The organism is Diaphorobacter sp. HDW4B (assembly GCF_011305535.1).
Taxonomy (GTDB): Bacteria; Pseudomonadota; Gammaproteobacteria; order Burkholderiales; family Burkholderiaceae_C; genus Diaphorobacter_A.
Genome location: NZ_CP049905.1, coordinates 712,882 through 734,653, shown reverse-complemented (window position 1 = coordinate 734,653; position 21,772 = coordinate 712,882). Strand labels below are relative to the sequence as shown.

Here is a 21,772-nt window from a genome sequence, read left to right as displayed (position 1 = left end):
TGTCCGCTTCGCACTAGGCGAACTGGATTAGGAGCGGCCTTGTCGCGCACGTCGGAACTGCCATTGAAGAAATAGACGAACCACGCGCGGGACAGGTCAGGCGCAAATTGCGAGGCCGGCCAAAACGATAAAGTTGGCGTATTCGGAAAGACGGTGTCGTTGATGAAGCTCGTTGGAACTGAGCATCCAGAGGCCAGCCCATAAAGTTCATGTAAATAAGGTGTACGCCAAGCGCCACTGGTAAGCCGATTGGTGGCAAGGGACACTGGAGGGTCGCTGTACACCAACGGGGCGTAGCTGTTGTTCCATTCGACCCATTTTTTGCTTGTCGCGGTACCGCTGCAACTTGTGCCTGTTTGCCCCACAGAGCACTGTTGCCACACTAATCCGGTACTCCAGTTCATGGTGCTGGCAACGCCATCGTCCGATGTGGTGCCTTGAATGAAGTTGGCGGTGGCGTTATTGCCTGTGCAATCTGCTGATGCGTAGCTTGCATGGCTCCAAACGCCAAGGCTCAAGCCCAGCAGCAAGGCCAGTGCTTGGCTTTTTTGAGTGAAAACAGCCCCTGTTCCCCGCCCGTTATGTTTTGCTCTCATGTTGCAACCCTGTATTTGGAATTTTGTGACCATTCCCATTCAAAGACGAACAGGTTTATTGCAGCTGATTACAAATGGTTCGGTAGACTTTGTCTGTCCCCTAAACAGGTGAATTCGAGGGGTGAGAGGGCTGGTGTTTACCCTTGTCTTTGCGGTGAATGTCAGCTTTGTGATGGTTGGGCGACTGACTGGTGATGGCCGGAAGTGCAAATCCATCGACGAAATCAGTGGGACAGGAGAACGTATCAGCGGAGAAAAGAACGGGTCTTAGGCCAGAGAGCCCCGCCATTTTCAGGGACAAATCTCGGGGACATTGACGCGTATTCCGGGGTATTCAGGCGTATCAAAACAGGACCATCCCCCTCTAGAGCCTTGTTTCGCAATGCCGCTCGTGTTAGTTCGAGTCCAATCGCGCCTACCAAGTTTTCCCTCTGAAGGAGACCAGACTTCAGAATTTCAGGGAAGACTTGAGGAACTCAGTGATGAGTTCCAACAAAGCAAACCGCCTTCAAGGCGGTTTTTTTGTTTTTACCTTTTCTTTTTCAGCTTTGTTTGCACCTGCCTGAGGTCAGCTTGGTTCGTATGGAAGCGGGTAAGGGGCGAATCCCTCCTGTGGTGGGAGAGGCTCGCAGCGAATCAAAACAAACTCCTTTACGCGTCCAGACTCAAGCGGGATCGTGATTTGGGCGACAGCCTGCTTCAGTTGGCGACGTTTGATCGTAGCTGCGTGGTGCTCACATCGTCCCGCTCCAGCGCGCCGTCCCCCCATTGCCCGCCCAGTACCTTGTAGATCGTGATGCGGTTGACCTGTTCGGCCAGTTGCAGGGTGATCTGGGTTTGTTGTGCGGTGTAGAGCGAGCGTTGGGCGTCGAGTACGGACAAATAGTTGTCCGCGCCGAGGCGGTAGCGGGCGTCGGAGAGTTCCAGCGCTTTCTTGGTGGAGTCGACCATGGATGCCTGTGCGTTGAGGCGGTCGTCCAGTGTGGCGCGGTCGGCGAGGGCGTCCGAGACTTCGCGGAAGGCGGTTTGCACGGTTTTTTCGTAGGTGGCGACGGCGGAGTCGCGGGCGACTTCGGCCACGCGCAGGCTGGAGCGGTTTTTGCCGGCGTCGAAGATCGGCAAGCGGATCTGCGGGATGAACGACCAGGTGCCGTTGCCTGCGTCGAACAGGTTGGACAGCGCGTTGCTGCCCACGCCGATGAACGAGGTGAGCGTGATCGACGGGAAAAATGCCGCGCGCGCTGCGCCGATGTTGGCGTAGGTGCCGCGCAGGGTGCGTTCGGAGGCCTGCACGTCGGGGCGTTGCAGCAGCACGGATGAGGGCAGGTCTTGCGGCACGGAGAGCAGCGCCGCCACGGGCTCGGGCAGCAGCACTTGCACGGACGACAGGCGTTCCGATGTGCGCGGGCCGGTGCCCAGTGGTGCGGGCTGCGTCTTGGTGGCCGCTGCAATCGCGACGCTGGCGGGCAGCAGCGATTCGTGCACGGAGTCGCCCACGAGCAATGTCAGCGCGTTGCGGTCGCGTGCGAGCTGCGATGTGTAGGTGCCGACATCGACGCGTGCCGAGTCGACGGTGGTGCGGGTCTGTGCCAAGGTGAGGCCGTTGGCTGCGCCGAGCTCAAAGCTGCGCTCGGTGAGTTGCAGCGATTCGAGGCGCGTGCGCAAGGTCTCGCGCGCTAGGGCCAGGCGGCGGGCGTCGGCGTCGAGCGTGAGCCAGGCGTTGGCGATTTCGGCGATCAGGCTGAGTTGCACGCTGCGGCGGCTGTCGCCTGTGCGCAGAAATTCCTGCAGCGCGACTTCGTTGAGATTGCGCACGCGACCGAAGAAGTCGATTTCGTAGCTGGTGAAGCCGAGTTGTGCCGAGTATTGCCCAGTGGTGTTGGAGCGGCCCGCCGTGGTCAGATCGTCGGCCGTGCGCGTGCGGTTGCCTGTGCCTGTCGCTGCGACGGACGGGAACAGACCGGCGCGTTCGATGCCGTATTGCGCGCGTGCTTTCTCGATGGCGAGGGTGGCCACACGCAGGTCGCGGTTGTTGTCGAGTGCCTGACGGATCAGTTCGCGCAGGCGCGGCTCGCCGATGAAATCCTGCCAGGCCATCGGGCCGTTCTGCGCGTCGACACGCAGGGCGGCTTGTTGGTCGGGCGAGAGCGCGGCGGTGGATTTGGCGTGTTCCAGATTGTCCTGCACGGGCAGCGGCGGCTGTTGGTAGTCAGGGGCCAGCGACATGCAGGCCGAGAGCATCAGTGGCGCGCTCAGAACGACCGCGCACCGCCAGCGGGGGAGCAGGGAAGACAAGAAATTCGGTTCCATCATCATGGTGCTGCGGTATGCGGTGTGTCGTTCGGGGCAGGTGCCGTTGGGTTCTTCTTGCGGGCGAACAGGTTGCGCACCACGAGGAAGAACACCGGAACGAAGAAGATGCCAAGCAAGGTCGAAAACACCATGCCGCCAAGCACGGCCGTGCCGATGGCCTGGCGGCCTGCCGCACCTGCGCCGGTGCCGATGGCCAGCGGCAGCACGCCGAAGCCGAAGGCCAGCGAGGTCATCAGAATCGGGCGCAGACGCATGCGAACGGCCTGCAGCGTGGCATCGACGATCTTGATGCCGCGCTCCTGCAACTGCACGGCGAATTCGACGATCAGAATCGCGTTTTTCGACGCCAGCCCGACGGTGGTGAGCAGGCCCACCTGGAAGTACACGTCGTTGGACATGCCGCGCGTGTAAGTGGCGAGCAGCGCACCGATCACGCCCAGCGGCACGGCCAGCATCACCGAGAACGGCACGCTCCAGCTTTCGTACAGCGCGGCAAGGCACAGGAACACGAACAGAATCGAGACGGCATACAGCAGCGGTGCCTGCGAGCCCGACTGGCGCTCCTGCAGCGACGCGCCGGTCCATTCGATGCCGATGCCGTTGGGCATCTTCTGCATGATGGTTTCGACGGCCTTCATGGCGTCACCCGAGCTCACGCCCTGCGGTGTGTTGGCCAGCATTTCGAGCGCGGGGCTGCCGTTGTAGCGCATGAGCTGCGGCGAGCCGCTGGTCCACGAGGTGGTGGCGAAGGAGGAGAAGCGCACCATCTCGCCGTTCTTGTTGCGTACCGACCATTGCAGGATGTCCTGCGGCAGCATGCGGAACGGCGCATCGGCCTGGATGTAGACGCGCTTGACGCGGCCGAAGTGGATGAAGTCGTTGACGTAGTTGCCACCCAGCGCGCTGGAGAGCACGCTGTTGATGTCGGTCATCGACAGACCCAGCGCCGACGCCTTGCGGTCGTCGATGTCGACTTGCAGCTCGGACGTGTCGTCGAAATTGGTCGTGCGCATGTTCAGCAGCGAAGGCATGTTGCGCGCTTCGTTGACCATGGTCTCCTTGGCATGCATCAGCGCGTCGTGGCCGAGGCCGTTCAGGTCCTTGAGCATGAAGTTGATGCCGGACGCCGAACCCAGACCGCGCACGGCGGGCGGCAGCATCACGAAGATGCGGGCGTCACGAATCTTGCGCAGATCCTTGGTGGCTTTGTTTGCGATGCTGGCGGCCGACTGGCTGGCCAGCGGGCGCTGGTCCCAAGGCTTCAGGCGCACGAACATGTTGCCGGAGTTCTGGTTGCCGTTCAGGCCGGAGATGGCGTTCACGCGATCGACTTCGGGAATCGAGCGGAAGTATGTGGTCATCTCGTCCATCACGTCCTGCAGGCGCGCATCGGTCGCACCGGAAGGCAAGGTGATGCTGGCGGAGACGAAACCCTGGTCCTCATCGGGCAGGAAGGATGTAGGCAGGCGGTGGAACAGCCAGGCCACGACACCGACCAGCAGCAGGAAGATCACCATCACGCGACCCGCACGGCTCAGCAGCTTGCCGACCGAGCCCTGATACCAGTTGGCCTTGCTGTCGAACTGGTGGTTGAAGCCACGGAAAAAGCGGTCGAGCAGACCGAGCGGACCCTTGCGGATGGGGCGCTCGTGGTGACCGTGCGGCATGGGCTTGAGCAGCGTGGCGCACAGCGCCGGAGTCAGCGTGAGCGCGACGAAAACGGACAGTGCCATGGCGGCCACGATGGTGACCGAGAACTGGCGATAGATCACGCCCACCGAGCCCGCGAAAAACGCCATGGGGATGAACACCGCCGACAGCGTGAGGCCGATGCCGACCAGCGCGGGCGTGATTTCCGCCATGGATTTCTGCGTGGCCTCCTTGGGGCTGAGGCCTTCTTCGCTCATCACGCGTTCGACGTTTTCGACCACCACGATGGCATCGTCCACCAGCAGGCCGATGGCCAGCACCATGGCGAACATGGTCAGCATGTTGATCGAGTAGCCCATCAGCGACAACACGCCGAAGGTGCCCAGCAGCACGACCGGAACCGCGATGGCGGGAATCAGCGTGGCGCGGAAGTTCTGCAGGAACACAAACATCACCAGCGTCACCAGCACCATGGCTTCGGCCAGGGTGTGGACCACTTCCTTGATCGAGGCGCGCACGAACGGCGTGCTGTCCGAGCTGATCACGCCCTGGATGCCGTCGGGGAAATATTGCGACAGCTCGTCGAGCTTCTTTTGTACGTCCACGGCCACCTTCATGGCGTTCGCGCCATCGGCCAGCACAATGCCCAAGCCCGCGCCGGGCTGGCCGTTGAGGATGGATTTCACCGTGAGGTTGTCGCCTTCGAGCGTGACGCGGGCCACATCGGCAACCGTCACGACCGAGCCGTCCTGTGCGGACTTCAGGACGATGTCCTTGAACTGGTCGATCGTCTGCAGCTTGGAGCGCGCAGTGATCGTGGCGTTCAGCATCTGGCCCTTGGTGGCGGGCAACTGGCCGAGCTGACCGGCAGAGACCTGCACGTTCTGGTTGTTCAGCGCCGCAACCAGATCGGAGGGCATGAGCGCGTACTTCTCCATCAGCGCCGGGTCCATCCAGATCCGCATGGCGTAGTTGGTGCCGAAGACGGTCACGTCGCCCACGCCGTCCACGCGGGCGATCACGTCGACCACGTTGCTGGTGAGGTAGTCGCCGATGCGCACTTGCGTGACGCTGGGGTCGGGCGAGGTGAACACATAGGTGACGAGGTAGTCGTTGCCGCCCTTGTTCACGAACACGCCGCGGCTCTTGACCGAATCGGGCAGACGGTTGACCGCGCCCTGCAGCTTGTTCTGGGCCTGCACCTGCGCCACGTCGATGTTGGTGCCCGGCGCGAAGGTGAGGGTGGTGCGCGAGCGACCGGCGGAGTCGCTGATCGAGCTCATGTAGAGCAGGTTGTCGAGGCCCTTGAGCTGCTGCTCGATCACCTGGGTGACCGAGTTTTCCACGGTCTCGGCGCTGGCACCGGTGTAGATCGTGTTCAGCGTCACGCGCGGTGGCGCGATGTCGGGGTACTGCTCAAGCGGCAAGGTCCAGATGGACATCGCGCCTGCGAGCATGATGACGATGGACAGCACCCACGCAAAAACGGGGCGGTTGATGAAGAACTGAGCCATGGTGAGTCAGTCTCTCGATCAGCGCGATGCGGCAGCGCTGGCGGCTGATGCGGGTTGTGCGGTCTGCGCTGACGATGGAGCCGTGGTGCTGGCGTCGTCACCCGTCACGGCCTTGTTGGCGCTGCGCGGGGTCCATGGCACGGGCGTGACCTTGTCGCCTTCCTTGGCGCGCAGCGAGCCGTCGACCAGAACCGAATCGCCCGCCTTCAGTCCGGAGACCACTTCCCAGCGGCTGCCCACGGCCGCGCCGGTGACGATGCGGCGGCGCTCCAGTTTGTTCTCTGCTCCCAGCACCAGCACGCTCGCGTTGCCCGCCGGGTCGCGCGTGACCGCTTGCTGCGGTGCCAGCAGCGCGCTCTCATTCACGCCGTTTTCCAGCGCCGCGCGCACATACATGCCGGGCATGAGCAGGCCGTCGGGATTCGGAACGATCGCGCGCAGCGTGATCGAGCCGGTCGTCGGGTTCACGTTCACGCCGCTGAACTGCAGGCGACCGGGATGCGCGTAGTTGCTGCCATCGTCGAGCTTGATGGTGATGCGTGCCTCGTCTTTGCCGGTGCTCTGCAGGCGACCGGAGGCGAGCGCGTTCTTGAGCTGCAGCACCTCGCCGCTGGACTGCGTGAAGTCCACATACAGCGGATCGATTTGCGAGACCGTGGTCAGCACATTGGTCTGGTTGGCGGTGACCAGCGCGCCGGGCGTGACCGTCGATGTGGTCGTGCGGCCAGCAATCGGCGACTTGATTTGCGTGTAGCCCAGATTGATGCGCGCGGTTTCCACATTGGCGGTGGCCACAGCCACGTCCGACTGCGCCTGCAGCACGGCGGCCTGGCTGTCGTCGTAGACCTGACGGCTCACCGCGTCGATCTTCACCAACTCGGCATTGCGCTTGGCGTTGGTCTGCGCCGTGCCCAGACTGGCCCTGGCCTTGGCAAGCGCAGCTTCGGCGCTCTTCAGGGCGACGGAATAGGTGGCAGGATCGATCTGATAGAGCACCTGATTGGACTTGACCGTCGCGCCTTCGGTGAACAGCCGCTTTTGCAGAATGCCCCCGACCTGCGGGCGAATTTCCGCAGTGAGGAATGCGCTCGTGCGACCGGGCAATTCATTGGTGACCACCTGCCGCTCGGGCTGCAGTGTGTACATGCCCACCTCGGTCGGTCCGGCGGGCGCAGCCGTCTTGGCGTTCTTGTCGGAGCAGGCGGCGAGCGCCAGAGCGCAGCTCGAAATCAGCAAAAGACGTGAAAACCCCGAACTTTGAGCACCGATCCGAACGGATGGGCTGAAATGAGGCTCGCGACGATGTTCGTTTCGGGCGGTGATGACTGGAGCTGCTGAATTCATGAAGAGGCGCAAATCACGATGTAAGCGTTCATTGTGAACGCCAAAATGGGAGAAACCTTGGAGTCCGCCCAAGCGTGGCCACATTCTCGGGCTTTGGAACGGCGGTTCACGTACCGAGAAACCCGTTGATCGCGGCAGTTCAACGGATATTGATGTTTAATTGCCGGTTTTGATGGCTGGCGGCATCCCGAGGGCGCTGTCCGGCCTTGTGGGTGCAACTGACTTGTCCAAAGTTTTCTGGAGTCGTCTCGCGCCGGGCATCACCGCCAAGCTGTTCTTGGCGGTGCTGTTCACGGCGGTTTGCGTGGTCGTGGCGATGGCGCTGGCTGCGCAATGGAGCTTCAACCGGGGCTTTCTCGGCTATCTGAACGAGCAGGAGGCGCAGCGGCTCGAAGCCGCGCGCCCACGCATCATCGAGGCCTACAAGGACCACGGCAGCAACTGGGATTTTCTGCGCGGCGAGCGCAGGCGCTGGTTCGGTCTGCTCAGGCCGTTGCCTGCGGTCGATCCGCAGGTCGATGCCTACGCCGCGCAGCCGGTGCATCCGTCGCCGCCGCTGTCGGAACTCACGGGGGCCTTGCTTCGCACCACCTTGCTGGATGCCGACGGCAATTTCGTCGTCGGCTTTTCCGACACGCGCGGCAAGGGCACGCGCCAGCCGCTGGTGGTGGATGGAAAAACCGTGGGCTATATCGTCACCGCGCCTTTCCAGAGCGTGACGGCGGCGGGCGACGTGCGCTTCGAGCGCAGCCAATATCAGGCGAGCTGGACCATGGGCGCGGTTTCCGTGCTGATGGCGGCGCTGGTCGCGCTGTGGGTGACGCGCATGCTTCTCAAGCCGCTGCGCGCAATGGCCAAGGCGACGCGGCAGTTGGCTGCCGGTGATTACTCCATCCGGGTGCATTCCCAAGCAACGCGCGACGAGGTCGGTCAACTTGCGACAGATTTCAACCACATGGCTCAGGCGCTGGAGCGCAATGAAGGCATGCGGCGCGATTTCATGGCCGATCTGTCGCATGAACTGCGCACGCCTCTGGGCGTGCTGCACGGCGAGCTGGAGGCCATGGAAGATGGTGTGCGGCCACTCACGCGCGAGTCGATCCAATCGCTGCAGGCGGAAGTGTCCACACTCAACAAGCTGGTCAGCGATCTGTATGACCTGTCGCTGGCTGAAGCGGGCGCGATGACTTTTCAGCACACGCCGCTCGATCTGGTCGAGTTGCTGCGTGCGGCGGCACCCGCATACGAACAACGGCTGGCCGATGCGGGCATTGCGGTCGATCTGCACTTCAACGCCAAGGAACTGGTGGTGCAGGGCGACGCGCGGCGGCTCAAGCAACTGATCTGCAACCTGCTGGAGAACGCGCTGCGCTACACCGACCGTGGCGGCGTGCTGGTGATCACCGTGGGGCAAAGTGCGGATCAGGCGGTGATGACGTTCAGCGACTCTGCGCCCGGTGTCGAATCCGAACATCTCGCGCGCATTTTCGACCGCTTCTACCGCGTGGAAGGTTCGCGCAGCCGTGCCAGTGGCGGGGCGGGTCTGGGGCTGGCCATCTGCAGCCGCATCATCGAGGCGCATGAAGGCGAAATCGACGCGCAGCATTCGCCGTTGGGCGGCTTGCTGATGACGGTGCGCCTGCCGCTGCGCCGCGAGGAGTTTCTGGACACGGCCATTTCAGGAGGACAGGGCGCATGACGACGCATGAACAGCCCAGCGCCCAGGCGTCTCTGACCGGAGCACGCGTGCTGGTGGTCGAGGACGAACCCAAACTGGCGTCCTTGTTGATGGACTACCTGCGCGCGGCCGGATTCGAGGCCCGTTGGCTGACCGACGGCGCTACCGTCATCGACCATGTGCGCAATGAGCAGCCCGACCTGGTGCTGCTCGACCTGATGCTGCCGGGGCGCGATGGCATCAGCATCTGCCGCGAACTGCGCGAGTTCAGCGACGTGCCGGTGGTGATGCTCACGGCGCGCGTGGAAGAGGCCGATCGGCTCGAAGGTCTCGAATCCGGTGCGGACGACTACATCTGCAAGACGCCGTTCAGCCCGCGCGAGGTGATTGCGCGCGTGCGCACCATTTTGCGGCGCGTGCAGGTGCAGAGCGAGAGGCAGCAGGCTCGGGTGAACGCGCAGTCGCCGATCCGCATGGATGTGGAGGCGTATCGCGCTTATTACAAAGGCACGTTGCTGCCGCTCACGCCCGTGGAGTTCCGCCTGCTGGGCGTGCTGCTTTCCGCGCCGGGCCACGCCTTCACGCGCGATCAGTTGCTGGCGCGGTTGCATGACGATCCACGCTCGGTGAACGACCGCGCCGTGGACAGCCACATCAAGAACCTCAGGCGCAAGCTCGAAGCCGTGGACCCCGAGGCCGATCTGATCCGCTCGGTGTACGGCGTCGGCTTCCGGCTGGAACTGTCAAGCAGTTAGCGATGCCTGAACCAACTGACCCAGCGCCGGCACTTCGACGGTCACATGCACCAGTTCTTCATGAATGCCCAGCGCCTTGCGCACGGCCTCGGGTGAGATCGGCACGGAGCTGGTGAGCGCCACGATGCAGGCGTAGTTGTCCTTGGAGACGCGCCAGACATGCAGGTCGGTGATCTGCGCCTCGGGAAAATCATCGCGGATCACGTCGCGCACTTCCTGCACCACGGGCGCGTCCATCTCGGCATCGAGCAGCACGCGACCGGCCTGACGCAGCAGTCCCCAGGCCCAGACGGACACCAGCACCGCGCCGAGGATGCCCATGAGCGGGTCGAGCCACTGTGCGCCGTAGTACTTGCCGCCCAGCAGCGCAACGATGGCGAGCACCGACGTGGCGGCATCGGCCATCACATGCACATAGGCCGCGCGCAGGTTCATGTCCTCGTGTTCGTGGCCATGCCCGTGATCATGTCCATGGTCGCCATGGTCATGACCGTGGCCGTGATGATGGTGGTGGTGATGACCGTGGTCCGCGTCCTTGAGCAGCCATGCGCACAGCAGGTTCACGAGCAGTCCGATGACCGCAATTCCAATGGCTTCGTTGTAATGAATGGGCTGGGGCGAGAGCAGCCGCTCCACCGATTGAACGAGCATCAGCAGCGCCACGACGCACAGCAGCAGGGCGCTGCTGTACGAGCCGAGGATCTCGATCTTCCAGGTGCCGAAGGTGAAGCGTTGGTCCGTTGCCAGCCTGCGCGCCATCACATAGGCCATCACCGCCATGCCCAGCGCCAGTGCGTGCGAACTCATGTGCCAGCCGTCGGCCAGCAGCGCCATCGAGTTCAGCCAGTAGCCGCCGGTGATCTCCACCACCATCATGACCAGTGTGATGACCGTGGCGCGCAGCGTGTTCTTTTCCGCCATGAGGTTGGCGGTGCCGAATTGGTGCGAGTGGGCCGGCAGCGCGGGCATCACCGGCATTTGGGGCGAAAATGGCGTATTCATATTGTATGGATTTATAGGGTACCCCCCTATACTACCTTTGATTTTGCAAGGAGTGTTTTGTCGTGTCTCACACCATCTCGGACAAGAAGGCGCTGCTCGCCCGCGTGCGACGCATTGCAGGGCAGGTCGCGGCGCTGGAGCGGGCACTGGAGGCCGAGGACGATTGCGGCGCCATCCTGCAGCAGGTCGCATCGATCCGCGGTGCCACGCAGGGGTTGATGTCCAAGCTCGTCGAGGGCCATGTGCGCGAGCATGTGGCGGTGCACAGCCAGGACGCGGCGCGCGAGCTGGAGCCGGTGCTGGAAATCCTGCGAGGCTATCTCAAGTGATCCTGCGGTGATCTTCAAAGCTTCCAATCAGCCATGCAGCAGGATTCTGTTTTCAGGGGCGCGGCAGGGTTTTGAGGCCGCTTTGCTGTGGGATGATTCGAGGGGAAATCGGCGCTGATTTGTTAACTATCGTCCGTGTGCCATCAGTAGGGACATGCAACTGTGTAGATTCACGTCCGCCGCATAACATCGCTAGCCCGCAGCCGAAGCAAGCTTCGGTCGCACCCTCTCATTTTTGAAGGACCTGTCCATGAACTCGAACGACAACGCATCTCTGGTGGATGAACTGATGGCGCAACTGCAAGGCGCGCCACTGCAGCAGATCGCACAGCAGTTGGGCACCGACCAGCAGCAGGCAGGCGATGCAGTCGGCATGGCTCTCCCCATGCTGCTGGGTTCGCTCGGACACAACGCGCAGCAGCCAGGCGGCGCGGATGCACTGTTCAACGCGCTGCAAGGCCACATGCCCGACCAGCAACCACAGCAGGCCATGGGTCTGGGTGGCCTCGACCTCGGCGGCCTGCTGGGCTCCGTGCTTGGCGGTGGTGGTGGCGCAGGTGGCGGTCTGGGCGGACTGGGTGGCTTGGCCAGTGCCCTGGGCGGTGGCTCCGGCGGCGGCGCGGGCGACATCCTCGGCCACATCTTCGGCGGCAATCAGCAGAACGCAGGCAACAGCCTCGGTCAGGCATCGGGCCTGGGCGCTGGCGGCGGCCAACTGCTGCAGATTCTGGCCCCCATCGTGATGGCTTTCCTGGCCAATCGCGTGCAGTCCGGCGGCATGGACACAGGTGCTCTGGGCAACATGCTGGGCCAGGAAAAGAGCCGCGTGCAGCAGCAAGGCGGCGCGGGCGGTGGCCTGCTGGGCAGCCTGCTTGACCAAGATGGCGACGGCCAAGTCGGTCTGGGCGATCTGCTCAAGATGGGCGCGGGCTTTCTGAACAACCGCCGCTGATCAATCTCTGTTTCGCTCACTCAGGCAGCGAAACCCACAAAGGCCGTTCCTCATGGGGCGGCCTTTTTTATTGTGCAACGGTGGCCCGCGTTGCATTCGGTAGCTAAGACAAACCCTGATCGGGACAGAGCCCAGTTGCGAAATGGCGCGGCTTGGTCAACACTGTGATTGTGTTGAATCTTCAATTTCTTCAGCCGTTCATTGTCAATGGCGTGCCATGACGGAATGGGAGAATTTCAACGACGACGACAGCGTTCGCAAGCCAGCAAACGATGACCATCTCTAGTTCGAACCAGGAGCTCAATATGACCACCGTTGCCGAAGTTCTGAAGTCCAAACCCGGTGCGCAGGTGTATTCCGTCAAACCTGCCGACACGATTCTGAGCGCATTGAAAATAATGGCCGACAAGGGCATCGGCGCGCTGATGGTGCTCGATCCCAACGGCAGGATCGAAGGCATCTTCTCCGAGCGCGACTACGCCCGCAAGGTGGTGCTGCTCGGACGCTCGTCGGGCGACACGCCCATCAGCGATGTGATGACCCGAGCCGTGCGTTTCGTGGAGCCGCACCACAGCGTGGAAGACTGCATGGGGTTGATGACGAACAACCGGATTCGGCATTTGCCGGTGGTCGACGATGGGAAGGTGGTGGGGCTGATTTCCATTGGGGATCTGGTCAAGAACATCATGTCGCATCAGAAGTTCTTGATTGAACAGATGGAGCAGTACATCACGGGGAATGCTATGTTGTGAGGGATGTTTCCCTCTCTGGCTTCCTCTTTTTTGCTCCTGCTAGGTGGTTGATTGCGGGTGCCGGGTGTTCGCCCCGGCGGGCGAGTCCCTTTTTGCTTGCGCGCAAAAAGGAACCAAAAACGCGCTTTGAATACCCACGATAGAACTCACTGCGCGCCGGAGGCGCTCCGTTCGGGCAACTATCGTGAGTCAGAGCAAAAACTGGGGAGGGCGCTGCTGCATTCTTCGATGCAGCAGCGGCGGCGCAAGTCTCGCGACGGAATGATCTTGGTTTTCGCGCGAGAGTTCAATTCGTCATGTGGCTTGCACCCAGGCATCTCGCGCAGTCGCGAGATGCAGCACGAGCAACGCGAAGTGCCGTGACACACCTCTTATGAAAAAACTGACTCGCGGCGGTTGTCCGAACGGCGCGACGAAGTCGCAAAGTGAGTTCTGCCGCGGGTATTGAAAAAGCGTTTTTTGGTGACTTTTTGGCGCAAGCAAAAAGTTACTCGCCCGCCGGGGCGAACACCCGGCATCCCCAATCAACCTCACTAGCAGGAGCAAAAAACCGAAGCCCAGCAAAGCGCGAACGAATGCCCGCGCACCAGGCATTCCCCTTCCCCCACCGTAATTCCCACACGGAATTACACTCCCACCCCTATGAGTTCGTTGATTCTGGGGTTCGAATCCTCCTGTGATGAAACCGGCGTGGCCCTCGTGCGGGTGCCGGATGATGGGGGCGTGCCCACACTTCTTTCCCATGCGCTGCACAGCCAGATCGAGATGCATCGCGCCTACGGTGGCGTGGTGCCTGAGCTGGCCAGCCGTGACCATATTCGCCGGGTTCTTCCGTTGACCGAGAAGGTGCTGCAGGACGCGGGTGCTTCCCTTGCCGATGTGGATGTCGTCGCTTTCACGCGCGGACCGGGCTTGGCCGGGGCGTTGCTGGTGGGGGCGGGTGTGGCCTGTTCGCTGGCGGCGGCGCTCGACAAGCCGGTGCTGGGCGTGCATCACCTCGAAGGGCATTTGCTGTCACCGTTTCTGAGCGAGGATCCGCCCGAGTTTCCATTCGTCGCGCTGCTGGTGTCCGGTGGGCATACGCAGCTCATGCGCGTGGATGGCGTGGGCGAGTACGAGATTTTGGGCGAGACGATCGATGACGCCGCCGGGGAGGCGTTCGACAAGTCGGCCAAGTTGATGGGGCTGCCGTATCCGGGTGGTCCGGTGCTGTCCAAGCTGGCCGATGGTGGTGACCCCAAGGCGTTCAAGTTGCCTCGGCCGTTGCTGCATTCGGGCGATCTGGATTTTTCGTTTGCGGGACTCAAGACCGCCGTGCTCACGCAGGCCAAAAAGCTCGGTGACGATCTGGAAGCGCGCAAGGCCGATCTGGCTGCGAGCACGCAGGCGGCCATCGTCGAGGTGCTGGTGAAGAAGACGCTTGCGGCGCTGGATCAGACGGGCATGAAGCGCGTGGTCGTGGCGGGCGGCGTGGGGGCCAACAAGCTGCTGCGCGAGCAGTTGAACGAGGCCTGCGCCAAGCGCAAGGTGCGCGTGCACTATCCCGAGCTGCATCTGTGCACCGACAACGGGGCGATGATTGCGATGGCGGCGGCGATGCGTCTGCAGGCGGGGCGCGAGTCGGCCAATCAGGAATATGCGTTCGACGTGAAGCCCCGCTGGCCGCTGGATACGCTGGTCTGATTTCGAGCGGACCCAAATAAATCAATGCCAACAACAACGGCTCCCTCGGGAGCCGTTGTTGTTGGGGATGCGAGAAGAGCGGGTTACTTGCTCAGCTTCACAGCCAGTTCGGCCACAGCCTGGCCTTGGCCGCGTGCGATCAGCAACTCGTCAGCGTGTGGCTGGCGGGAACCGTCCGCACCGGCGATGGTGGTCGCTCCGTAAGGCGAGTTGCCGCCCTTGACCGAAGCCAGGTTGGTCTGCTCGGGGAAGCGGTAGCCCACGGGGGCGATCAGCATGCCGTGGTGAGCCAGCGTGGCCCAGGTGGCCACGACCGTCATTTCCTGGCCGCCGCCAGTGCCGGTGGAGACGAACACGCTGCCGACCTTGCCGACCAACGCGCCCTTGGCCCACAGGCCGCCGGTCTGGTCCCAGAAGTTGCGCATCTGGGCGGTCATGTTGCCGAATCGTGTGCCCGTGCCCACGATGATGGCGTCGTACTCGGCCAGTTCGGCAGGCGTTGCCACCGGAGCCGCCTGATCGACCTTGCCACCCACGTTCTTGAACACATCGGCAGGGATGGTTTCAGGCACACGCTTGATGACCACTTCCGCGCCCGCGACGCTCTTGGCGCCCTCGGCCACGGCGTTGGCCATGGTTTCGATATGTCCGTACATGGAGTGGTAGAGCACGAGGATCTTGGCCATGGGTGATTCCTTGGTTGGGTTGAAACGAGGTGGAACGGGGTGAAAAAAACGGAATGAGCGGATTGTGTCGCCAAATTTCCGATTTATTGCTTTGGCTTTTGGGACAGTCCATCCCAATAGTCGGATTGTTTACAAACTTCGGTCTCTTGACCTGTCGGACGACAGCCCAAACACGGGTGAATGGGCGGGGAATTCTTGCCTTCGATCAACAATCTTCCCTCCATTCGCGGGTTTACACAGACTTCACAAGGCTGAAGTGCGGGCGATAAATCGGCGGGTCACAATTGGACAATCAGTTACGAAAAAGCGCTCGCCCAACAGGCCGGCGCAGCACGGAGGGTGTTCTGCAGGCCGGATCGACGTGTCGTCGGCGAGGCAGTTGAAAGTCAACATGTCCCATACCAATTTCCCATCCCCTTTTTTCCGCCCGGCGCCGGTCCATCGCCTTGGTGTGCTGGGACTGGCGCTGCTGATCGCGGGTTGCTCGTCGTTCGGCGTGGATCGCAGTCTTCCCGGCGAAAGCGCGCAGGTCAGCGTGCCGCAGAACTGGTCTGGCACTGCGGCATCGCAGAATGCAGGCGCAGGCGCAGGCGCAGGCGCGGATGCGGACGCGCAACTCGTGAGCTGGTGGCAGCAGTTTGGCGATGCACAGATGACGGCGCTGATCGAGCAGGCGCTCGCTGCCAATCCCGGTCTGCGTGGCGCGCAGCAGGCGGTGGCGCAGGCGCGCGCGCAGGCCGATCAGACACGCGCTGGTCTTTTGCCCAACGTGAACGGTTCGGGCTCGGCGCAGCGTTCGCGTCAGGGCAACAACGGCAGTTCGAACTATGTCAGCACGGGCCTCGATGCGAGCTGGGAGATCGATCTGTTCGGCAAGCTGCAGTCTGGCGTGACGGCCAGCGAGGCCGATCTGGCGGCGACGCGGGCGGCGCTCGAAGGTGCGCGCGTTTCGCTTTCTGCTGAAGTCGCGCTCGCCTATGTCGATCTGCGCAGCGGCCAGCAGCGCTTGCTGATCGCCGAGAACAATCTCAAGAGCCAGCAGGAAACGCTGCAGATCACCGAATGGCGGCGGCAGGCGGGGCTGACCACGTCGCTGGTCGTCGAGCAATCGCGCACGCAGGTGCAGCAGACGGCAGCGCAGATTCCGCAACTGACCAGCAGCATCGCACAAAGCAGGCACAGCCTGGCGGTGCTGACCGGCAAGACGCCAGAGGCACTCGACCAGCAACTCGCCGAAACGCAAAAGCTGCCGCAGGCACCGCAACAACTGAGCTTGCGTTTTCCTGCAGACACGCTGCGCCAGCGGCCTGATGTGTGGCAGGCGGGAGAGCAGGTGAAGGCGGCGCTTGCGCGTGTCGATCAGGCACAGGCCGCGCGTTATCCGAGCCTCAAGTTGAGTGGTTCGCTGGGCTTGGGTGCGGCAACGATCGGTGCATTGAGTGGCGGTTCTGCCGTGGCCGCGTCGATCCTCGGCGGCCTGTCGGTTCCTGTGTTCGACGGCGGTGCGTTGCGTGCGCAGGTCGAGGCGCAGATCGCGGCGCTGGAGCAGTCGCGCAGCAGTTATCAAACCACCGTGCTCACGGCCCTGCAGGAGGTGGAGGACGCGCTCGCCACTGTCCGGGGCGACCGTGCCAAGCTCGCGGAGTTGCGCATCGCCGCTGAATCGGCAGGCAACGCCAATCTGCTCGCACAGCAGCAGTACACGAGCGGTCTGGTTGATTTTCAAACGGTGCTCGAAACGCAGCGCAGCCTGCTTTCCGCGCAGGACAGCGTGGTGAGCACCGAGGCCAGCCTGCTGCAGGACCATGTGCGTCTGTACAAGGCGCTGGGCGGTGGCTGGTCGCCCGAGAGCCATCCGGTAAGCGGCAACGCCGACAACCACAACGCATCCAAGATTTCCCAGGCAGGCAAGCAATGAGTGAGCAGCAGCAAAGCAATTCTTCTTCCACATCCGCAGCCACATCTTCCGTTTCTGCGGAACAGGCCAAGCGTGATCTGCTGGGCCCCGGCGCATCGCGCAAATGGTGGCAGCGTACGACGGTCTGGATCGGCGTGGCAGCGCTGCTTGTGGCCGGTGGCGGTTTCTATGCGTGGAGCAAGAACAGCGCCGCCAAGGCCGCGCCGCAGTTCGTGAGCCAGCCTGCGGCCAAGGGCGACATCACGCTCACCGTGATGGCCAACGGCACGCTGCAACCCACGCGCTCGGTGACCATCGGCAGTGAGCTTTCGGGCACCGTGGCGCGCGTGCTGGTGGACGTGAACGATCATGTGAAAAAAGGCCAGGTGCTGGTTGAGCTGGACCCGACCAAGCTGCGCTCGCAGGTCGAGCGTTCGCGTGCTTCCTTGGCTGCGGCACAGGCCAAGCTGGCCGAATCGAATGCCACTGTGGCCGAAGCGCAGGCCAGCCTGAAACGTCTGCAGGAAGTGCATCGCATCTCGGGCGGCAAGGTGCCGTCGGCCAGCGAAATGGACACCGGCAAGGCGACGCTCGATCGTGCCATTGCCACGCAGAACTCATCTGCTGCGTCGGTGCGTGATGCAACGGCGGCGCTGGCTTCGGACGAGACCAATCTGTCCAAAGCGTCGGTGGTGTCGCCCATCGATGGCGTGGTGCTCACGCGTGCGGTCGAGCCCGGCAACGCCGTGGCCGCGTCGCTGCAGGCGGTGACGCTGTTCACGCTGGCCGAAGACTTGGCGCAACTGCGCCTTGACGTGAATGTGGACGAGGCCGATGTGGGCAGCGTCAAGCAGGATCAGGAAGCGAGCTTCACGGTGAGCGCCTATCCGGGCCGCAGCTTCCCGGCCAAGGTCGCGCGTGTGGCTTTCGGATCGACGACCACCGACAACGTGGTGACCTACACCACGCGCCTGAATGTCGATAACGAAGACAAGACTTTGCGCCCCGGCATGACGGCATCGGCCACCATCATTTCCACGCAGCGCAAGGACGTGCTGCTGGTGCCGAACGCGGCGCTGCGCTTCACGCCGTCGGGCCAGGCAGCGGGTGCACCTGCTGCTGGCGGGCCGCAAGGCGGGCCACCGGCTGGAGGTGCGGGTGGCGCCGGTGGCGACAAGGCCAAGAGTGGTGGCAGTGGCGGCGGCATCATGGGCCAGCTCATGCCGCGCCCACCGCGTGGCATGGGCGGATCGGGCAAGGGCGCGGATGAGCCCGCACTGCCTGCTGGCGAGCGCCGCATCTGGATCGACGAGGGCGGACAGGCGCGTGCCGTCATGGTGCGTACGGGCATCTCGGACGGCCGCAGCACCGAAGTCACCAGCGAGCAACTGCAGCCCGGCATGCGCGTGATCACCGATCAGCGCGTGGCAGGAGCCAAGGGATGAGTGGCAGCACTCCGTTGATCGAACTGCGCAATGTGACCAAGGTCTACGGTACCGGCGCGCTCGCGTTTCAGGCGCTCAAGGGCGTGGACCTGACCATCGAGCAAGGTGATTTTGTGGCGATCATGGGGCCGAGTGGCTCGGGCAAATCGACGGCGATGAACACCATCGGCTGTCTGGACCGGCCCACGTCCGGTGAGTACCTGTTCAAGGGCGCGCACGTCGAAAATCTCTCGCGTGACGAACGTGCGCTGCTGCGTCGGCAATACCTGGGCTTTGTGTTCCAGGGATTTCATTTGCTGCCGCGCACATCGGCGCAGGAAAACGTGGAGCTGCCGCTGCTGTATCGCGGCGAGCCTGCCGCCGAGCGACATGCGGCGGCCAAGAAGGCGTTGGCAGCGGTGGGACTGACAGGCTGGGAACACCACGGCCCGTCCGAGCTTTCGGGCGGTCAGCAACAACGCGTGGCGATTGCGCGTGCCATCGTCACCGAGCCGCTGGTGCTGCTGGCCGACGAGCCGACCGGCAACCTCGACACGCAGCGCAGTTGCGAGATCATGGAGCTGCTCTGGCAGCTCAACACCGAGCACGGCATCACCGTCATCATGGTGACGCACGAGCCCGATATGGCGGCGTATGCACGCCGCATCGTGCGTTTCAAGGACGGCATGATGGACAGCGATGTGCCCAACGAACCGTTCATGCTGCGTGCCAAAAAAGCGGAGGCGCACTGATGCTGTTCAACACGATATGGCTTGCGCTGCGCTCGATTCGTCGCAATCTGCTGCGCTCGTTTCTCACGGTGCTCGGCATCGTGATCGGTGTGAGCGCGGTGATCACCATGGTCACGCTCGGCAATGGCGCGACGCGCGCGGTGCAGGATCAGATTTCGGGTCTCGGCACCAATCTGTTGCAGGTGCGCCCGGGCCAGCGCATGGGACCGGGCGCCAGCACCGCGCCGTCGTTCAAGGACACGGATGCCGATGTGATCGCCCAGCAGATCGGCGGCATTCTGGCGGTTGCGCCTGAGGGCCGGTCCGCCGCCACCTTGGTGGCCGGTGGTCGCAACTGGTCGAGCAGCGTGATCGGCAGCACCAACGATTGGCTGATCACCGGCAACTGGAGTCTGGTGCAGGGCAGGCAATTCACAGCTGATGAAATGAAGGCTGGATCGGCCGTCTGCATCATCGGCGAGACCGTGCGCCGCGAGCTTTTCGGCAAGGACGATGTGCTGGGCGAGCGCCTGCGCGTGAAGGCGTTTTCGTGCGAGATCATCGGCGTGCTGGGCTCCAAGGGGCAGGGCGCGTTCGGCAACGATCAGGACGACATGGTGCTGATTCCGCTGAAGACCATGCAGCGCCGGCTGACCGGCAACACGCGCGTGAACACGCTGCTGATTTCGATGCAGGACGAGAGCGACCCCGAGCGCGTGAAGGCCAGCCTCAACAGCCTGCTGCGCGAGCAGCGCAAGCTGTCCAAGGGCGACGAGAACAACTTCAATATTCTCGACACCAAGCAGCTTGCCGACACGCTCTCGGGCACCACCAGAGTGCTGACCATGCTGCTGGGTGCAGTCGCTGCGGTGAGCCTGCTGGTGGGCGGCATCGGCATCATGAACATCATGCTGGTGAGCGTGACGGAGCGCACGCGCGAGATCGGTCTGCGGCTTGCCATCGGTGCGCTTGAGCGCGACGTGCTGCTGCAGTTCCTGATCGAAGCCGTGGTGCTGGCCGCACTGGGCGGGCTGATCGGCATCGTGCTGGCGACGCTGGCATCGCTGGGGCTTTCGCAACTCATGCAGGTGCCTTACCTGTTCAGCCCGGGCGTGAATCTGCTGAGCTTTGTGTTCTCTGCAGCGATTGGCGTGGTGTTCGGCTACTTCCCGGCGCGGCGTGCGGCGCGGCTCGATCCGATCGATGCGCTGAGGCACGAATGAAATCAGAGAGGTCATCGGCCGGACGTACACTGTGCCGATGACCTGGATGAATACCCGCGAATGGCTGGAAAAACTGGTGTCTTTCGACACCACCAGCCGCAACTCGAATCTGCAACTTATCGAATGCGTGCGCGACGCGCTTGTGCGTGAAGGCGCGCGCGTCGAAGTGATGCATTCGCCCGAAGGCAACAAAGCCAATCTTTTCGCGACGCTGCCTGCATCGGATGGGCGAACGGAAGGCGGTATCGTGCTCTCGGGTCACACGGACGTGGTGCCGATCGATGGCCAGCAGTGGGACAGCCATCCGTTTGAACTGACCGAGCGTGATGGTCGCCTGTTCGGGCGCGGCAGCTGCGACATGAAAGGTTTCATCGCGGCAGGGCTTGCGCTCGTGCCCGAATTCATGCGCATGCCGCGCACGAAGCCGCTGCATTTTGCGCTGTCGTATGACGAAGAAGTGGGCTGCGCGGGCGCGCCGTTCATGCTTGAGGGACTCAAGCTGCGCGGAGCGAAATTCGACGGCTGCGTGGTGGGCGAGCCGACCAGCATGCAGGTGGTGGTGGCGCACAAGGGCATCAACGTCTACCGCTGCCGCGTGCACGGCAAGGCCGCACATTCGTCGCTCACACCCAAGGGATCGAACGCGATTGAATACGCGGCGCGGCTCATCTGCCGGATTCGCGACATCTCCGATCACTTCAAGGAGCATGGTCCTTACGACGAATTCTTCGACGTGCCCTTCACCACGATGACCACCAACCAGATTCAGGGCGGCATCGCGGTGAATACGATCCCCGAGCTGTGCGAATTCGTCTACGAATTCCGCAATCTGCCGGGCATGTCGTCGGACGGCATTCAGGCGCAGGTCGATGCTTACGTGCAAAGTGAATTGCTGCCCCGCATGCAACGCGAATTTGCCGATGCGCGCATCGATGTCGAAAGACGCGCAAGCGCTCCGGCACTCGAAGCCACGGAAGACGCAGCGATCACGCAACTGGTGCGCGCGCTCACCGCCGATCAGGACAAGCGCAAGGTGGCTTATGCGACCGAGGCGGGGCTGTTCCAGAACATCGGCATTCCCACCGTGGTGTGTGGCCCCGGCTCCATCGAGCAGGCGCACAAGCCCAATGAATATGTGGACATTCAACAGTTGGAATCGTGCGAGCGATTCTTGCGAAAGATCGGGCAGTCGCTGGTTTGAACGAAGGTTCTGCGCAAAGAAAAAGGCGACCCGAAGATCGCC

At 62.8% G+C, this 21,772-nt stretch carries 16 protein-coding genes and 1 pseudogene; 11 read left to right on the top strand and 6 right to left on the bottom strand.

The genetic code is table 11. From position 1 onward, the window contains the following. Positions 1-68 precede the first annotated feature (68 nt). The 4 genes and pseudogenes from G7048_RS28745 to G7048_RS03400 all read right to left on the bottom strand — a co-directional run. A pseudogene (locus G7048_RS28745) lies at positions 69-404 on the bottom strand (DUF1566 domain-containing protein); the annotation flags it as partial. A gap of 891 nt (positions 405-1,295) precedes the next feature. Further along, positions 1,296-2,909, bottom strand: coding sequence for an efflux transporter outer membrane subunit (locus G7048_RS03410; protein ID WP_371747695.1), 1,614 nt, complete (start codon positions 2,907-2,909; stop codon positions 1,296-1,298). After that, a complete protein-coding gene (locus tag G7048_RS03405) occupies positions 2,909-6,073 on the bottom strand; it encodes an efflux RND transporter permease subunit (protein ID WP_166066802.1) in 3,165 nt (1,054 codons plus the stop codon). Before G7048_RS03405 ends, G7048_RS03410 begins: the two co-directional genes overlap by 1 nt. Before the next feature lie 18 nt (positions 6,074-6,091). Next, entirely contained in the window at positions 6,092-7,309 is a 1,218-nt protein-coding gene (locus G7048_RS03400; RefSeq protein ID WP_240933147.1) for an efflux RND transporter periplasmic adaptor subunit, read from the bottom strand. 331 nt (positions 7,310-7,640) lie between these two features. On the opposite strand from G7048_RS03400, the gene baeS reads away from it, so the two are divergent. Continuing rightward, the gene (baeS, locus tag G7048_RS03395; protein WP_240933146.1) at positions 7,641-9,116 is read left to right on the top strand and encodes a sensor histidine kinase efflux regulator BaeS; all 1,476 of its coding nucleotides are present in this window, start codon (positions 7,641-7,643) and stop codon (positions 9,114-9,116) included. Continuing rightward, complete coding sequence (locus tag G7048_RS03390) at positions 9,113-9,850, top strand: response regulator (RefSeq protein WP_166066799.1); 738 nt, start codon at positions 9,113-9,115, stop codon at positions 9,848-9,850. Before baeS ends, G7048_RS03390 begins: the two co-directional genes overlap by 4 nt. Here G7048_RS03390 and dmeF read toward each other — a convergent pair. Then, positions 9,839-10,852 (bottom strand): CDF family Co(II)/Ni(II) efflux transporter DmeF, encoded by a 1,014-nt coding sequence (gene dmeF, locus G7048_RS03385; protein ID WP_305793258.1) that lies wholly within the window; start codon positions 10,850-10,852, stop codon positions 9,839-9,841. The two genes, G7048_RS03390 and dmeF, sit on opposite strands and share 12 nt — an antisense overlap. 62 nt (positions 10,853-10,914) lie before the next feature. On the opposite strand from dmeF, the gene G7048_RS03380 reads away from it, so the two are divergent. The 4 genes from G7048_RS03380 to tsaD all read left to right on the top strand — a co-directional run bounded on the left by G7048_RS03380 (position 10,915) and on the right by tsaD (position 14,568). Then, positions 10,915-11,181, top strand: coding sequence for a metal/formaldehyde-sensitive transcriptional repressor (locus tag G7048_RS03380; RefSeq protein ID WP_166066798.1), 267 nt, complete (start codon positions 10,915-10,917; stop codon positions 11,179-11,181). A gap of 250 nt (positions 11,182-11,431) precedes the next feature. Continuing rightward, positions 11,432-12,133: a DUF937 domain-containing protein gene (locus G7048_RS03375; protein WP_166066797.1), complete on the top strand. Its 702-nt coding sequence runs from the start codon at positions 11,432-11,434 to the stop codon at positions 12,131-12,133. Between the two features lie 305 nt (positions 12,134-12,438). Beyond that, on the top strand, positions 12,439-12,885 hold the full coding sequence (locus tag G7048_RS03370) for a CBS domain-containing protein (protein WP_166066796.1): 447 nt from the start codon (positions 12,439-12,441) through the stop codon (positions 12,883-12,885). A gap of 642 nt (positions 12,886-13,527) precedes the next feature. Continuing rightward, the gene (tsaD, locus tag G7048_RS03365; protein ID WP_166066795.1) at positions 13,528-14,568 is read left to right on the top strand and encodes a tRNA (adenosine(37)-N6)-threonylcarbamoyltransferase complex transferase subunit TsaD; all 1,041 of its coding nucleotides are present in this window, start codon (positions 13,528-13,530) and stop codon (positions 14,566-14,568) included. 83 nt (positions 14,569-14,651) lie between these two features. Here the strand turns inward: tsaD and wrbA are convergent, their stop codons facing one another. After that, positions 14,652-15,254: an NAD(P)H:quinone oxidoreductase gene (gene wrbA / locus G7048_RS03360; protein ID WP_166066794.1), complete on the bottom strand. Its 603-nt coding sequence runs from the start codon at positions 15,252-15,254 to the stop codon at positions 14,652-14,654. A gap of 391 nt (positions 15,255-15,645) precedes the next feature. Between wrbA and G7048_RS03355 the strand changes: the two genes are divergently transcribed. From G7048_RS03355 to argE, 5 genes are read left to right on the top strand one after another with little or no spacing between them, the layout of a single operon-like run. Beyond that, positions 15,646-17,172 carry an efflux transporter outer membrane subunit gene (locus tag G7048_RS03355; RefSeq protein ID WP_166066793.1) on the top strand — a complete coding sequence of 509 codons (1,527 nt, stop codon included), beginning with the start codon at positions 15,646-15,648 and terminating at the stop codon, positions 17,170-17,172. Beyond that, on the top strand, positions 17,169-18,596 hold the full coding sequence (locus G7048_RS03350; RefSeq protein ID WP_166066792.1) for an efflux RND transporter periplasmic adaptor subunit: 1,428 nt from the start codon (positions 17,169-17,171) through the stop codon (positions 18,594-18,596). Before G7048_RS03355 ends, G7048_RS03350 begins: the two co-directional genes overlap by 4 nt. After that, positions 18,593-19,327: an ABC transporter ATP-binding protein gene (locus G7048_RS03345; RefSeq protein WP_166066791.1), complete on the top strand. Its 735-nt coding sequence runs from the start codon at positions 18,593-18,595 to the stop codon at positions 19,325-19,327. The genes G7048_RS03350 and G7048_RS03345 overlap by 4 nt, the downstream gene beginning before the upstream one ends. Then, positions 19,327-20,529, top strand: a complete 1,203-nt coding sequence (locus tag G7048_RS03340) for an ABC transporter permease (protein ID WP_166066790.1) — start codon at positions 19,327-19,329, stop codon at positions 20,527-20,529. The genes G7048_RS03345 and G7048_RS03340 overlap by 1 nt, the downstream gene beginning before the upstream one ends. Before the next feature lie 46 nt (positions 20,530-20,575). Then, a complete protein-coding gene (argE, locus tag G7048_RS03335) occupies positions 20,576-21,730 on the top strand; it encodes an acetylornithine deacetylase (RefSeq protein ID WP_166066788.1) in 1,155 nt (384 codons plus the stop codon). Positions 21,731-21,772 lie beyond the last annotated feature (42 nt).